The 16,369-nt window shown below is 33.7% G+C and carries 12 protein-coding genes; 9 read left to right on the forward strand and 3 right to left on the reverse strand.

Annotation, left to right across the window (positions count from 1 at the left end):
* Window positions 1-77: 77 nt before the first annotated feature.
* Together nhaC and E4100_RS02520 are read right to left on the reverse strand one after the other, a co-directional pair.
* On the reverse strand, window positions 78-1,490 hold the full coding sequence (gene nhaC, locus E4100_RS02515) for a Na+/H+ antiporter NhaC (RefSeq protein WP_135270460.1): 1,413 nt from the start codon (window positions 1,488-1,490) through the stop codon (window positions 78-80).
* Between the two features lie 158 nt (window positions 1,491-1,648).
* Window positions 1,649-2,068 carry a universal stress protein gene (locus E4100_RS02520; protein WP_135270461.1) on the reverse strand — a complete coding sequence of 140 codons (420 nt, stop codon included), beginning with the start codon at window positions 2,066-2,068 and terminating at the stop codon, window positions 1,649-1,651.
* 202 nt (window positions 2,069-2,270) lie between these two features.
* On the opposite strand from E4100_RS02520, the gene E4100_RS02525 reads away from it, so the two are divergent.
* Together E4100_RS02525 and E4100_RS02530 are read left to right on the forward strand one after the other, a co-directional pair.
* The gene (locus E4100_RS02525) at window positions 2,271-4,103 is read left to right on the forward strand and encodes an NAD(P)-binding protein (RefSeq protein WP_135270462.1); all 1,833 of its coding nucleotides are present in this window, start codon (window positions 2,271-2,273) and stop codon (window positions 4,101-4,103) included.
* Window positions 4,097-5,839, forward strand: a complete 1,743-nt coding sequence (locus E4100_RS02530; RefSeq protein WP_135270463.1) for an NADH-dependent [FeFe] hydrogenase, group A6 — start codon at window positions 4,097-4,099, stop codon at window positions 5,837-5,839. Before E4100_RS02525 ends, E4100_RS02530 begins: the two co-directional genes overlap by 7 nt.
* Before the next feature lie 31 nt (window positions 5,840-5,870).
* Here the strand turns inward: E4100_RS02530 and E4100_RS02535 are convergent, their stop codons facing one another.
* Complete coding sequence (locus E4100_RS02535; RefSeq protein ID WP_135270464.1) at window positions 5,871-6,284, reverse strand: universal stress protein; 414 nt, start codon at window positions 6,282-6,284, stop codon at window positions 5,871-5,873.
* Between the two features lie 156 nt (window positions 6,285-6,440).
* Between E4100_RS02535 and deoD the strand changes: the two genes are divergently transcribed.
* From deoD to E4100_RS02570, 7 genes are all read left to right on the forward strand, one after another.
* Window positions 6,441-7,142: a purine-nucleoside phosphorylase gene (gene deoD, locus E4100_RS02540; RefSeq protein ID WP_135270465.1), complete on the forward strand. Its 702-nt coding sequence runs from the start codon at window positions 6,441-6,443 to the stop codon at window positions 7,140-7,142.
* Window positions 7,143-7,192: 50 nt separating this feature from the next.
* Window positions 7,193-8,140 (forward strand): nucleoside hydrolase, encoded by a 948-nt coding sequence (locus E4100_RS02545; RefSeq protein WP_135270466.1) that lies wholly within the window; start codon window positions 7,193-7,195, stop codon window positions 8,138-8,140.
* A gap of 142 nt (window positions 8,141-8,282) precedes the next feature.
* Window positions 8,283-10,415, forward strand: coding sequence for an adenosylcobalamin-dependent ribonucleoside-diphosphate reductase (locus E4100_RS02550; RefSeq protein ID WP_135270467.1), 2,133 nt, complete (start codon window positions 8,283-8,285; stop codon window positions 10,413-10,415).
* A 150-nt stretch (window positions 10,416-10,565) separates the two neighbouring features.
* Complete coding sequence (locus E4100_RS02555; protein WP_135270468.1) at window positions 10,566-11,999, forward strand: alanine/glycine:cation symporter family protein; 1,434 nt, start codon at window positions 10,566-10,568, stop codon at window positions 11,997-11,999.
* Window positions 12,000-12,080: 81 nt separating this feature from the next.
* Window positions 12,081-13,250 carry an MFS transporter gene (locus E4100_RS02560; protein ID WP_167792053.1) on the forward strand — a complete coding sequence of 390 codons (1,170 nt, stop codon included), beginning with the start codon at window positions 12,081-12,083 and terminating at the stop codon, window positions 13,248-13,250.
* The gene (locus E4100_RS02565; RefSeq protein ID WP_135270470.1) at window positions 13,251-13,832 is read left to right on the forward strand and encodes an SOS response-associated peptidase; all 582 of its coding nucleotides are present in this window, start codon (window positions 13,251-13,253) and stop codon (window positions 13,830-13,832) included.
* A 158-nt stretch (window positions 13,833-13,990) separates the two neighbouring features.
* Window positions 13,991-16,363: an ATP-binding protein gene (locus tag E4100_RS02570; RefSeq protein ID WP_135270471.1), complete on the forward strand. Its 2,373-nt coding sequence runs from the start codon at window positions 13,991-13,993 to the stop codon at window positions 16,361-16,363.
* The last annotated feature ends 6 nt before the right edge of the window (window positions 16,364-16,369 follow it).

Consider the following 16,369-nt stretch of genomic DNA (forward strand, 5'->3'; position numbering starts at 1 on the left):
TGATCACCTTCTTTAATAAAAGCATACTATATCAAGTCTTTTTAATCAATATAAAAAGGCAGCTTAAGCTGCCTTTTTTACTTAGTTCTTTTCTTCTTTGGTTTTTTAGGATCGTTAATACTAATTCCAGTAAATCCATAGAATATAGCTACAAGTGGGTTAATCAAGTTTAAGAATGCAAATGGCAAATATCCACCAGCACCTAATGCAGATACTCCCAATACACTATACATGTAGGCTCCGCAAGTATTCCATGGAACAAGAGGTGAAGTTAGAGTTCCTGCATCTTCAAGTGTTCTTGACAACAATCTTGGCTCAAGACCCATTTTATCATATGCATCTTTATACATTCTACCAGGGATAACTATTGATAAGTACTGGTCAGCTGCCAATATATTTATAGCGATTGATGATAAAACTGTAGCAGTTACTAATGATCCAGTAGAATTTGCTACTGTCAAGATCTTATTAGCTATTGCACCAAGCATTCCAGTCTTCTCCATTATTCCGCCGAATGTCATAGCCAAAAGTATCAAAGATACTGTCCACATCATTGAATCCAGTCCGCCGCCGTTTAATAGACTGTCAATCATTTCATTTCCACTTTCAATTGAATAACCGTAGTGAATAGTGCTTACTATTTCCCCGAGATTTGCATTTTGGAAAATTGCTGCGAATATAGCACCTAACCCTGTTCCTGCTAGTAACCCTGGCAAAGCAGGAGCTTTTAATATAACCAAGATAATTACAACTATAGGTGGAATTAGCAATACTGGTGAGATATAAAAGTTTGCTGATAGTCCGCCGAGTATTGTATCTATATTTGCTGTATCAAGGGCTTTTCCAGCATATCTAGCGCCGATAATTCCATAAAGTATAAGTGCGATGATCAAACTTGGAACAGTAGTATAGAGCATATATCTGACGTGTTCAAACAAAGTTGAGCCAGCCATTGCTGGTGCGAGATTGGTGGTATCTGAGAGAGGAGATATCTTATCGCCAAAATAAGCTCCGGATATTATTGCTCCTGCGACTATTTGTATTGGGATTCCAAGACCTTGTCCAACACCGATAAGAGCGATACCTACAGTACCTGCAGTAGTCCAAGAACTACCAGTTGCCAGAGATACTACAGCACAAATTAGAGTTGTAGCCACTAAGAATATCCCTGGAGATAAAATTTTAAGACCGTAATAAATCATTGATGGTACAGTTCCGCTAAGTATCCAAGAACCTATTACTGTACCAATAACCATTAAAATAAGTATTGCCTGCATTGCCATTGAAATAGTTTCTACAGCACCCTTTTCGATTTCTTGCCATTTAAAACCTAAACCAAATATTCCAACTAAAGAAGCTACAACAATTGCAACAAGCAAAGGAATATGTGGATCTGCACCTAAAACTATGATTCCATAAGATAGTGAAGCGATTAGAACTATTATTGGTATTAGTGCATAACCAATTGTTGCTTGTTTCTTTTCTCTCATTTAATACACCTCCTATTAATATGCTAACTATAAGTATAGTTATTACTAATAGATTACTATAATAATAAAAATATTTCAATATATTCTAAAAATTAAAGTAATTGAAATAAGAGTTTTAAATCTGCTCAAATTGATAAAATCAATACATTCGCAAAATATTAAGGTTTCTTAACAATCAGCACATTGGTCTTAGCTACTTGGGACACTTTTTGACTTACACTCCCGAGAATTGCCCTAGAAAATCTTCCCATTCCTCGCGAACCAATAACAATCAAATCAAAATTCCCTTCTTCAGATAAATTAACTATTTCTTCGGCTACATCTCCAGTTTTATAAAGAGTGTTAATATCTCTTTCTAGATCTGCAAAGAACATTTCTGCTGATTTTAGAAGTTCTTTTGCATATTCAATATCCTTTTGTACAGCGTTATATCGATATTCCATGTCTAAGTACTTTATACTGTCTACTACGGTGATAACAGTTATTGAACTATCAAAAGCAATAGCCAATTCTTTTGCTTTTTGCATAGCTAGTTGAGAGCATTTTGAGCCATCAATTGGCACTAATATTTTTTTCATAAAAATCCCCTCCTATTATCATAGTTATACCCAGCTTAAAAAAAATATAGCAGAGAAAAGTAGTATTCTCAGAATTGTTTAAAAAATAATTAACGATGCTATTTACAACGTGCAATATTGCAAATATTAAAAAAATATTCTTTATTTTATTTACATAATACTATATAATTATGTTAGTTTAATAACAAAGGGGGAAGATTTTATGAGTAGGCTTAGTATGATTACAAAAGATAAAGCCCAAGCTACTGTTGAAGAGATGTATAAAGATCTTGAAAGACGTATCATCGCTTCACCTCCTGGCTTGTGTCCTATTGACTTAACTATATCTTTCGTAAAGATGGCACATGCTCAGACATGCGGCAAGTGCGTACCATGTAGAGTAGGACTAGGACAGTTGGAAGCACTACTTGGAGATGTACTTGACGGTAGAGCAACACTTGATACAATCAATTTAATTGAAAAAACAGCGAGGAGTATTTATTTATCAGCTGACTGTGCAATTGGGTATGAAGCTGCAAACATGGTGTTAAAAGGGATAGAAGGTTTTAGATATGATTTTGAGGAGCATATACTCAGAGATAGATGCAATTTTGGGATATATCAATCAGTTCCTTGTGTATCTCTTTGTCCAGCAGGTGTAGATATACCAGGGTACATAGCTCTTATATCAGAAGGAAGATATGATGATGCAATTAAGTTAATAAAAAAAGATAATCCGATGCCAGCAACTTGTGCATATGTATGCGAACACCCATGTGAAACTAGATGTAGAAGGAACATGATTGATGACTCAATAAATATTAGAGGATTAAAGAGATTTGCTGTTGACAATGCTAGTGAAGTTAAAAATCCTGAGAGAATGCCTTTGACAGGTAAAAAAGTTGCTGTAATAGGTGCTGGGCCTAGTGGGCTTACATGTGCGTATTTCTTATCTATGATGGGACATCAGGTAGATATTTACGAGAGAAGAAATAAACTTGGCGGCATGCTTAGATACGGTATACCAAGTTATAGATTACCTAGAGAAATATTAGACAAAGAAATAGATACATTGCTTTCGTATGGTGTAAATGTATTTACAAATGTTACTGTGGGTAAAGATATCTCTGTTGTGGATCTAAAAGATAAATATGACAGCGTTTACATTGCCATAGGTGCTCAAATCCACAAAAATATGGGGATTGAGGGCGAGGATATATTAGGAGTATATTCAGCTGTTGACATATTGAAAGAAATTGGAGATGGGATATATCCTGATTTTAAAGACAAGAAAGTTGCCATAATTGGTGGTGGAAATGTTGCGATTGACGTTGCAAGATCTGCTATCAGATTAGGCGCTAAAAATGCAAATATAATTTATAGAAGAAGAAAAGATGATATGCCAGCACTAAAAGAAGAAGTAGAAGCTGCTATTGCTGAAGGATGTGAAGTGTATGAACTTTCAAATCCTATAAAGGTAGAATCAAACGAAGATGGAAGAGTCAAAGCTTTAATAGTAAAACCTCAGATCGTTGGAATGATAGAAAATGGAAGGCCAAAGATGCAGGATGCCAAAGAAAAACCCATTTCAATTGAATGCGATGTTGTTGTAATAGCAATAGGACAAGGTATAGAATCCAAGGATTTTGAAAAAGATGGGATACCTGTAAGAAGAGGAGTAATTGATGCGCTAAGTTCTGCTGGAGTTAAGGATATACCTGGAGTATTTGCGGGCGGAGACTGTATATCCGGACCTGCAACTGTTATTCAAGCTATTGCTGCAGGGAAAGTTGCTGCTGCAAATATAGACAACTACTTAGGATATCATCATGTGATTGAATCTGATGTTAGCATTCCTCAACCTAGATTAGCGGATAGAGTTCCTTGTGGGAGAGTTAACATGAAAGAAAGACCTATTGAAGAAAGAATAGATGACTTTTTATTAGCTGAGTGCCCAATGAGCTTAGAAGAAGCAAATCAAGAGTCAAAGAGATGTTTAAGGTGTGACCACTTCGGGTTTGGAGTATTTAAAGGAGGGAGGACTGAAAAGTGGTAAATTTAACTATAAACAATAAAAAAGTCACTGTCCCAGAGGGAACTACAATTCTTAAAGCTGCGGAACTAAATCACATAAAGATACCAAATTTATGTTACCTTGAAGGGTTAAATGAGATAGGTGCGTGTAGAGTTTGCGTTGTAGAAATCGAGGGAGTAAATAGGCTTATAACTGCGTGCAACAATGTAGTAGAAGAAGGAATGAAAATTTACACTAATAGTCCAAAGGTAAGAGAAGTAAGGAGGACAAATGTAGAGCTTATCCTTTCTCAACATGATGCCAGATGTGCTAGCTGTGTTAGAAGCGGCAACTGTAGTTTGCAAGAGATAGCAAATGATTTAGGTATATTGGATATACCTTATGAGTTGCAATTGCCTCACGCAAAATGGAGTGAAGGATTTCCGCTAGTTAGAAATTATGAGAAATGTATTAAATGCATGAGGTGTATAGAAGTTTGTGATAAAATACAAGGCTTAAATATCTGGGATATAGCAAACACAGGATCAAGAACGAGAGTTGACGTATCTAAAAATCGGAGAATAGAAGAGGCTGATTGTGCACTTTGTGGACAGTGCATAACACATTGCCCTGTTGGTGCATTAAGAGAAAGAGATGATACAGACAAGGTATTTGAAGCATTGGCAGATAAAGAAAAAATCACAGTAGTTCAGATTGCTCCGGCAGTAAGAGCTGCATGGGGAGAATCCCTTGGATTAAAAAGAGAAGAAGCCACAGTAAATAGGTTGGCTAGTGCTTTGAAGATGATGGGATTTGACTATGTATTTGATACAAATTTTGCTGCAGATTTAACCATAATGGAGGAAGGCAGTGAATTTGTTGAGAAACTTAAAAATAGGGAGAATGAAAAATTTCCTATGTTTACTTCCTGTTGCCCTGGATGGGTTAGATTTATAAAAACTCAATATCCAGATATGGTTAATCAACTATCTACAGCAAAATCGCCTCAACAGATGTTTGGAGCTATAGCAAAGAGCTATTATGCAGAGATATTAAATGTCGATCCATCTAAGATATTTGTAGTGTCTATCATGCCATGTACAGCGAAGAAATATGAGGCGGGAGTAGAAGCCCTAAATGATGCAGGTGCTGGTCACGATGTAGACGTAGTATTGACTACTAGAGAAGTAGACAGAATGATTAGATCTGAGCATATTGATGTGAGGTTTTTAGAGGAGGTAGAGTTAGATAGCCCACTCGGAATTAGCACAGGAGCTGCAGTTATTTTTGGAGCTACGGGTGGAGTAATGGAAGCAGCTTTGAGAAGTGCATATTATTTAGTTGAAGGTAAAAACCCAGAGCCTGATGCTTTTAAAGACGTCAGAGGAAATAAAGAAGGTTGGAAAGAAGCTAAATTTACTATTGATGGAATAGAATTAAATGTTGCAGTAGCAAGTGGGCTGGGTAATACAAGAAGACTAATTGAAACATTGAGAAGTGGTAAAGTCTCATATGATTTTGTAGAAATCATGGCTTGCCCTGGTGGCTGTGCAGGAGGTGGAGGGCAACCTATATGGGATGGAGAGGAATTAGCGGAAGAGAGAGCAAAGGTCTTATATGGATTAGACGAAATAAATGATTTAAGATTTTCACACGAAAACCCAGCTGTCATCGAATGTTATGAAAGATACTTACAAAAACCTCTTTCACATACATCTCATAAACTGTTGCACACGAATCAAGAAGAATGGGAATTAAATCCTTTAAAAAATGAATAACAAAGCTGGCATATCAATTGATATGCCAGTTTTATTTGACTACTAAAACTGATCTATTTGCATGTGTGACAACTTTATGCGATACACCGCCTAGAACTGCCCTTGAGAAAGCTCCTAAACCTCTAGTACCGATGACTATTAAATCTACATCTTCTTCATCAGCTACGTTAATTATCTCATCTGGTACATCTCCTAATTTATACATTGTTTTTACGCCAAATGGATAATCTTCTAATTCTTTTTCTTGTTTTTCCAATAATTCTTTAGCATTTTGTTCTAAAATTCTAATTAGTTCATCTTTAAATTCAATGCTAAAAAATCTTCCGTTATCAATTACAGTAAGGAGTATTAATTGGGCTTTATACAATTCGCCAAGTTCTTTAGCTCTTGCCAAAGCTCTTTTTGAGTTTTCTGATCCGTCGAGTGGCACTAAGATTTTTTTCATATTACTCTCCCCTTTCTCAAGATATAATAAAAATATCTGTATCTACATAATACCCATATTTTTTAAATTAAATATATATTTATCAATTTTTTACAATGCTATTTTAACTAAAATTATGGTATCATATAAAGGAATAAATTAAAAAGGAGTGATTAAATGTCTACACCTCACAATAGTGCAAAAAAAGGTGATATCGCTGAAACCATTTTACTTCCAGGAGATCCTCTAAGAGCAAAATTTATTGCAGATAATTTTTTAGAAAATCCAATTCAATTTAATACAGTAAGAAATATGTTTGGATACACTGGAACATATAAGGGCAAAAGAATATCGGTAATGGGAACTGGGATGGGAATCCCTTCAATTGGTATATATTCTTATGAGCTCATCCACTTCTATGGAGTTAAAAACTTGATAAGGATCGGCTCATGTGGAGCAATACAAGATGACTTAAATTTATATGATGTAATCATAGGAATGGGTGCTTGCACAAATTCAAATTATGCTCATCAATATAATCTTCCTGGAACATATTCTGCTATAGCTTCATTTGAATTGCTAGAAAAGGCAGTAAGTGTGGCAAAAGAAAAAAACATACCTGTAAGAGTTGGAAATATTTTATCTAGCGATACTTTCTATTCAGCAGATGATACTGAAGTTGAAAGATGGCAAAAGATGAATATACTAGGTATTGAGATGGAAGCATATGCACTTTATTGCAATGCGAATTTTGCAAAAGTAAATGCATTAACTATCCTTACTGTAAGTGATTCAATAGTAAAAAAAGAAGAAACAACTGCAGAAGAAAGAGAAAAAAGTTTCACAAAGATGATGGAAATAGCTTTAGAATTAGCTTAAACAGAGGATGCCTAGCATCCTCTTAATTTTGTTGATAGGAGGAAATTTACATGGGAAAAACAAATATATTGATCGACTGCGATCCAGGACACGATGATGTAATGGCTATTCTCTTAGCTCTAGCGAATAGAGATAAACTGAATATATTAGGAGTGAGCACCGTAGCGGGCAATCAAACACTAGATAAAGTTACGTTAAATCTAAGAAAGCTTTATACATATCTTGGAGTAAAGACACCAATCGCAGTAGGGTCAGATAGACCAATTATTAGGCAATTACAAACTGGAGCATTTGTTCATGGAGAAAGTGGACTTGATGGCTTTGATTTTCCTATCCCAACAGTGGATGTGGATTTTTCAAATGCGTTATTATTTATGAGGGATGCACTGATTAATTGTGATGAAAAAGTTGTTTTGATTGCTACAGGACCTTTGACAAACATCGGGTTATTGCTAAGAGCTTTCCCTGAAGTAAGAGAGAAAATTGAGTATATATCCTTAATGGGAGGATCTATATACAAAGGAAATGTGACGCCTTTCGCTGAATACAATATATATGCTGACCCTGAAGCAGCTCATATAGTTTTTAATAGCGGTATACCTATAGTGATGAGTGGGTTAGATGTAACACATAAAGCATACATCACCAATGAGGACATCTTAGAACTTGAGAAAATAAATGGCAAAGTAACTGGAATGTGTGCTAAATTATTAAAATTTTTCACTAAGTTTCATATGAATGAAGGTTATGAAAATTTCCCCCTACATGATGTATGTGCAGTGATGTACGTATTAAATAAAGATATTTTTAAAGGGCAAAATTTATCAGTTCAAATAGATACTTCAGATACATTACACAGAGGAAGAACGGCAGCTGATTTAAGGGAATGGATAAATCACGATGATACAAACACTTTTGCTCTCTTAGACATTGACAGAGATAAATTTATTGAGATTTTATTTGATGTTTTTAAAAAATTAGATGAAGAACTTAAATAGCTATTATAAATAATGAAGAAAGATTAATAATTATTTCCTTGTTTAAGGTTTATTTGTATGCTATATTGTATACATATAGTATATAAATATAAAAAACATACAATATATAGTATAGTTAGTTATAAACAAGGGAGGATTTTAAATGGTTAGAGTCGAGAAAAGAAATGGAAAGATCGTAGATTTTGAGGGCGAAAAGATAGAGATTGCAGTAAAAAAAGCTATGGAAGAGACCGAAAAAGGTATTGATGAGGAACTTGCAAAAGAGATAAGTGAAAAAGCGTATGAGACTTTCAAAGACTTGGATGTAGTAAATATTGAACAGATACAAGACTTTGTAGAAGTTGAACTTATGAAAACCAGACCCGAGGTCGCTAGAAAATATATAATTTATCGTGAAGAAAGGGCAAAACTAAGAGAACAAGGCTGGAGCATGTCTGATCTTCAAAGGGATATATACGAAAAGAAATACAGATATGATTCTGAATCCTTTGAAGACTTCTTAGAAAGAGTAAGCGGTGGAAATGGTCCTGTTAAGAAAGCTATAAAAGACAAAAAATTCATGCCAGCAGGTAGAATACTAGCTGGTAGAGGGTTAGATAAATTAGGTAGAAAAGTAACATTAAGCAATTGCTATGTAATGCCAAAGGTTGAAGATAATATTGAATCGATATTTGACACAGCAAAATACATGGCAAAGACTTATTCTTATGGAGGCGGAGTAGGACTTAGCATATCAAAGCTAAGACCAAAAGGAGCTAAAGTAAACAATGCTGCTAGCACGACTACAGGTGCGGTTAGTTTTATGGACCTTTTTTCAATGGTAACTGGGCTTATTGGCATGAGAGGCAGACGAGGAGCTCTCATGTTAAATATGGATATAAATCATCCTGATATTGAAGACTTTATAGATGTCAAAAATGACTTGTCAAAAGTAACCTACGCAAACATATCAGTAAATATAACCGATGAATTTATGAAAGCTGTAAAAGAAGATAAAGACTTTAGATTGTACTTTAAGGTTGATGCTACAGGTGAAGAGATTGAAAAAATAGTAAGAGCAAGAGACATATTTAGAAAAATAGCATACAACAATTGGAATATGGCAGAACCTGGGGTTTTATATGTAGATAGGATAAATTCATGGCATTTATTGAGTGAAGATGATGAATTTGAATTTGCGGGAGTAAATCCTTGTGCAGAAGAGACTCTACCAGCTTTTGGCAGTTGCAATCTTTCTTCAATAAATTTGAGCGAGTTTGTAAAACATCCATTCACAAAATACGCAAGATTTGAATTTGAAAAATTCGGGGAAATGGTCAGAAACGGGGTAATCTATCTAAACGAAGTGTTGGATGAAAATATGAATCTGCATGCTCTGAAAGAACAAAGAGAGATGTCAAAGGCATATAGACAAATTGGACTCGGGATCATGGGACTTGCAGATATGTTCATAAAGATGGGAGTAAGATATGGCAGCAGCGAATCTATTTCTTTAATACACCAAATTGGAAGGATAATGATAAATGAAGCACTAAGACAATCAGCTCTACTTGCTTCTAAATATGGTCCTTTCCCTAAATACAAAAGAGATGCTGTTTTAGCTTCACCATTTTTAATTTCTAATGCCGATGATGATGTTCTAGAACTGATTAAAGAGCACGGTTTAAGGAATAGTCAACTCTTAACTATACCTCCAACAGGAAGTATCGCAACTTTGATAGGGTGCAGCAATGGCGTAGAACCAATATTTCAAGTTTCCTACACAAGAAAATCAGAATCTCTACATTCTGAGGACACTTATTACAAAGTATTTACACCTATAGTAAAAGAATATATGGATAAGAACAATCTTTCATATGAGGAAGAGTTGCCAGATTTTATAGTAACCACATCAAATCTAAACTATAGAGAAAGAATCGAAGTGCAAGCTGCATGGCAGCAATACATTGATGCAAGCATTTCCTCTACTGTTAATGTTCCAAATGAATTTACTGTAGAAGAAGTTGAAGATTTATATATGTATGCATGGGAAAGAGGACTTAAGGGAATAACTATTTACAGAGATGGGTGTGCAAGAAGTGGAATATTAATTACAGATAAAAAGAAAAAGTCAAATCTAGAGAGAATTGATGAATTAAAAGAAGAAATCAATAAACTAGCAGAAGAAGAGCTAAAAAAAGACCCTGATACATGTCCTATGTGTGGCGGTAAAATGAACCATTCTGGTGGATGTGAAGAATGCCAAGACTGTGGTTATAGCCCTTGTGCCGTATAAAAATAAATAATAAAACCTCCGTTAAATTGATTTGACGGAGGTTTATTTTATTAAATTATTGAAATAATATAGAAAATTACAAATTTATTATTTACAACAAATAATTTTGATATTATAATAGTTTATAAAAAATTAAGGGAGGCGAAATGTATGGAGATTCTAGAAAAGATAGCAGGTTGGCTATGGGGTATTCCTTTGATAGTAACAATCTTAGGGACTGGAATTTATTTTAGTATTAGGTCTAATTTTTTTCAATTTACTCATTTTAAGCATATCATGAAAAACACTTTTGGAAAGCTCTCGTCTAAAAATAAGGGAGAGGGTAAAGAAGGAGTATTATCCCCATTTGAGGCTGTTTCAACTGCTATAGGAGGAACTGTTGGAGTGGGAAATATCGGAGGCGTAGCTACTGCTATAGCTTCTGGAGGCCCTGGTGCAGTGTTTTGGATTTGGGTTGCTGCATTATTTGGAATGATAATAAAAATGGTAGAGGTTACTCTAGCGGTTTATTATCGTTCAAAAGACGAAGAAGGGAACCCTTACGGTGGACCAACTTATTATATGGAAAAAGGTCTTGGAGAAGAAAGACATATAAAGATATGGCCCATAATAGCTATTTTATTTGGCGCTGGAATATTTTCAACCTATTTTATAACTATGCAAAATTACACGGTATCAGAAGCAGTAGGCAATACTTTTAACATACCTATATTGGCAGTATCAGTTGTATATATATTGTTTGTATATTTAATAATAAGCAATGGTATACCTGGTTTAGGAAAGATTGCTAGTAAGATAGTTCCTTTCATGACCTTGTTTTATCTATTGGCAGGCATTTTCATAATACTAAAAAACATAACAATATTGCCATCTGGGTTAGCTGAAATATTCAAATCTGCATTTACTGGTACAGCTGCAGTAGGAGGATTTGCTGGGGCTACGGTTTCTAAAGTAATGCAGATGGGCATGGCAAGAAGCGTATACTCTAATGAAGCTGGTTGGGGGACATCTCCTATGATACATTCAACAGCAAGAACTGATCATCCTGTAAAACAAGGGCTTTGGGGTGCGTTTGAAGTATTCGTAGACACTATTTTAGTCTGCTCAGTAACAGCACTAGTTATTGTTTTAACTGGGGCATGGGAAACGGGAGAATCAGGAGCTACTCTTACTCTTACAGCTTTTGAAATGGAAATAGGCTCAATCGGAAGGTATATAATCGCTATATCAGTATTTTTATTTGGTTTAACTACAACTACTGGGTGGTACGCATATTATGAAATAATCCTAAGGCATTTAATGAAAAACAAAATATCACTTAGAGACAAGATACTTAAATTCTTCAGACTATTTTATCCTGTACCAGGGATAATTATAGTTTTGATAGCGGTATTCGGCGAGATGCCTGGAACTACACTTTGGCTATTTGCAGATTTGACTTCAGCCATACCGACATTTTTAAATGTTTTAACCATTTTGATACTAAGTCCTGTATTTTTTAGGCTTTTAAAAGACTATAGAAGTAGATATTTAAAAGAGGGGAAAATTGACCCGAATATTAAGATTTTTTATGAAGAAGATTAAAAAAATAGAGGGGACCCTCTATTTTTTATGCAATAAATAGCTATCTATGATATAATTTAAAAAACATTTATGGAGAATACTATGAACTTTAAAAAGTTAATGATATTTGCAAGTCTTATGTGGATGCTGATGAACTTTCATCATCCGGTAAATCCAGCTTTTTTTGAAGAGCTAAATTTGCCAAGTCATGTATTTGGGACTTCTTATGCGATGATGGGTTTTTTCTCATTTCTATCATCACCATTTTGGGGAGCTGTAGGAGATAAGTACAGTAGAAAGAAAACTTTAGTAATCTCAACTCTTTTTTACGGGATTGCTCAATTTTTATATGGATTTTCTTACAATTTATGGCAAATACTGCTACTTAGAGCTATGGCAGGTTGGTTTACTGGTGGAATAGTTGTAGGGCTAATGGCAATGATTGTAGAGATAGATAGTTCAGACAATCTATCAAGAAATATGGCAACTTATTCGGCCGTACTTAGTATTTTTACTTCAATTGGATTTTTAATCGGGGGACTTTTAGGATATCTTCCCATTAGATATGTTTTTTATATACAAGGGGTAGGCATGATTTTAATTAGTATTCTTTTTATGCTATTTAGTGAAGACATTCCTAAAAAAAGTACTTTAGAAATAACCAGTACGAGTTATAAATTAATGGACAAGAGAAAATTAAAAAGTATAAAATCGCCTTGGATAATTGTTTTTCTAAGCGTAACATTTTTTATATTTTTAGCATTTTCATCGACTAACAATGCTTTTAACTATTACTTAAGAGATGAACTTCGTTTTATGCCAATAATAAATGGAGCTTTAAAGGCTTTAACAGGTATACTTGGGCTAGTCAGCAATTTGACGATAAATGTGTATTTGATAAAACATTTTGATTTGAAAAAAGCTTTGAGGTATTCTATTTTAATTTCAATAGTTATTTCTATATTTATTTATATAGGAAGCAACAATATATTATTTTTACTGTCAAGCTTAATTTACTTTACTTTAAATACAATTCAACTGCCAATACTACAAAGTTTTGCAGTGGAGAAAAATAAAGACAATGCTGGACTTCTATCTGGTATATTCAATGCTTCAAAATCACTTGGTGAGATGCTAGGAGCACTTGTAGCTGGTTTTATTTATGCTTATAACAGCAGATCCCCATTTTTAGTTTCTATAATTGCGTTGAGTTTATCATATTTAATTTTGGCAGGATATAAGTTTTATCAAAAAAGATTAGGGGAGATTTAAATGTGTGGAAGATATTCACTTGATAAGGAAATGGAAGATTTAATTATTAGATATAAAGCTGTAAACAAGGCGGGTGAGTATACTCCTAGAAATGAGATATTTCCTACTGATAATGCTTTAGCTGTTTTAGAATTAAATGAAAGAGAGATAAGAAGTTTAAAATGGGGATTCCCAACTAATTTCTCAAAAAGGCCTCTTATAAATGCAAGATGTGAAACGATAGATACAAAGGACACATTTAAAGATGCATTTTTAAATAGAAGGTGTATAATACCAGTAGATAGTTACTATGAATGGGAAGAGGTAAATGGAAAGAAAATAAAGAGAAAGATAAGGTTAGAGGAGAATTCCTTGTTTTCTTTGGCCGGAATATATAATATACATACATGGGGTTTAGAAAAACATTTATCATTTGTAATCATAACAACGAATGCAAATAAAAAAATAGCAAATATACACGACAGAATGCCTTCGATTTTAAGAAAAGAAGATGAAGAAATTTGGATTAATTCAAAGGTAAAAGATGTAAATGAATTAAAAAATATTTTAACATCTTTCAACGGTAACTTTATAGTTAGTTAGGGGGGATTAAATGTTAAACAATAAATTAATATCTCGTATTTTAGTTGTAATTTTAGCAGTAGCCATGATACTACCTATATTTATAAATGCACTTATGTATTAAGTGCATTTATTAATTTTTTGGGTATATAATACATATTCATAGGGGGTGGGTATAAGTGAATAAACAATATAGACTGTATCCTGAAGATTTAAAGAGCAATTGTTCTTTAGATAAATTTGATTTTGAAACAACAAAAGATTTGGAACCTTTAAGAGGTATAATAGGGCAGGAAAGAGGCACAAAAGCTCTACAATTTGGACTTATGATGAATAAAAAGGGATATAACATATATGTTTCGGGCATGAGTGGAACTGGGAGGAGTAGTTTTGCTTATTCTATTGCAGAGGAGTTTTGCAAGAAAAGACCTGTACCTAAAGATTGGGTGTATGTGTACAATTTTTCGAATAATGACTCTCCTCAGGCTCTATCATTTGAAGCGGGGAAGGGCAAAGAATTTAAAAAAGATTTAGAGGGAGCAATAAATGATTTAAGAAAAGAGATTCCAGAGAAATTTCAAGGCATAGAATATGAGACCAGAATGAATGATATTTTTAAAGTAATAAATCAGAAGAAATCAGATATTGTTAAAAAATTAAACGAGAAGTCTACTCAATATGGGTTTGTGTATACACCAAGTGAAACAGGATTAGTGTCTATTCCGGTGAAAAATGGCAAACCAATAAGTGAGGAAGAATATGCAAACCTTTCTTTAGAAGAAAGAGAGAAATTGATAGCTTCTTATGAAGAACTAAGAAGTGCTACAGTTGAAGAGTTTGATGCTTTGAGGATATTAGATGAAGAATTAGAAAAGAGCCTTATACAACTTGATAAGACTTTAGCTAGTGAAGTAGTTACATTTCAAATCAATAAATTAAAAAATAAATATGATGGCTCTGAGAAGACCCTGAATTTTTTTGAAAGACTAGAAGAAGACATAATGGAGAATATCAATAGATTTAAGAAGAAAATCACACCGATGAATTATGGATTTCCTTTTTATGAAAACATGGAAGAGAGTTTTTTCACAAGATATAAAGTGAATTTGTTCGTAGATAATTCTAATTTAGAGCATGCACCTATCATAAATGAGACAAATCCAGTGTATATAAACCTTATGGGCAATGTAGAATATAAGAGCTTAATGGGAGTTTTGACGACAGATTTTACTCAAATTAAGCCAGGCTCTTTACACCAAGCAAATGGCGGTTATATTATTTTTCAGATGAAAGAAATATTAAACAATCCGATTTCTTGGGAAATGCTAAAGCGAGCTTTAAAGACGGAGGAAATAAATATTGAAAATTATAATCGGCTTTTAGGACTAGCTATAACTGATTCATTAAAACCTGAGCCTATACCATTAGATGTTAAAGTAATAATAATAGGAGATAATTACACATATGATTTATTATACACATATGATGATGATTTCAGAAAATTGTTCAAAGTAATGGCTGATTTTGACGTGGAAATGAATAAGAATTCACAAAACCTAGCAAATATGGGATATTTTATTGCAAACCAGTGTAAAACAAATGGACTAAAGCATCTAGATAAAAAAGCAGTAGAGAGAATTATTGAATACAGTTCAAGGATTGCTGAACATAAAGATAAGTTAAGCACAAATTTCAATCAAATAATTGAAATATTATATGAAGCTGATTTTTGGGCCAATGAAGATAAAGCTCTATTAATAAATGAAGACCATGTATTACGTGCTATTGATGAAAAGATTTCTAGAGTAAATAAATATGAAGAGAAGATAAACGAGATGTTTAAAGAGGGAACTTTAATACTTGACATAGATGGAGAAAGAGTGGGAGAGATAAACGGACTTGCTGTCATTGGAACAGGTGAATATTCTTTTGGAAAACCAAATAAGATAACTGCAACTGTTTACAGTGGAAGAGATGGTATATTAAACATAGAAAGAGAGACCAAACAAAGTGGGCCAATTCACACTAAAGGAGTACTAACCTTAAACGGATATATTGGCGAAAGATATGCTAAAGATAAACCTCTAGGAGTAACTATAGGGCTAGGATTTGAACAAAGCTATTCATACATTGAAGGAGATAGTGCTTCTTGCGCAGAACTTTATGCAATTCTTTCAGCTTTATCAGGCTATCCAATTAAACAGTCTATAGCTATAACAGGTTCTATGAATCAAAAAGGTAGGGTTCAACCAATTGGTGGAGTTAATGAAAAAATCGAGGGCTTTTTTAGATTGTGCAAAGAAATAGGCTTTACTGGAGAACAAGGGGTTATAATTCCAAAGAGCAACGTTAAAAATTTAATTTTGAAAGATGAAGTTGTTGAAAAAGTGAGAGAAGGGAAATTTAATATCTATGCTATTGAGGATGTAAAAGATGGTGTGGAGATAATGTTTGGTAAAACAATGGAAGAATTAGACAAAGCGATTTTTGAAAATTTAAAAAAGATAAACGAAGACAAAGACAAGTTAGATAAAGAAAAAAGTGGAGATTAATCTCCA

Source organism: Soehngenia longivitae (genome assembly GCF_004684055.1).
GTDB classification, from domain to species: domain Bacteria; phylum Bacillota; class Clostridia; order Tissierellales; family Tissierellaceae; genus Soehngenia; species Soehngenia longivitae.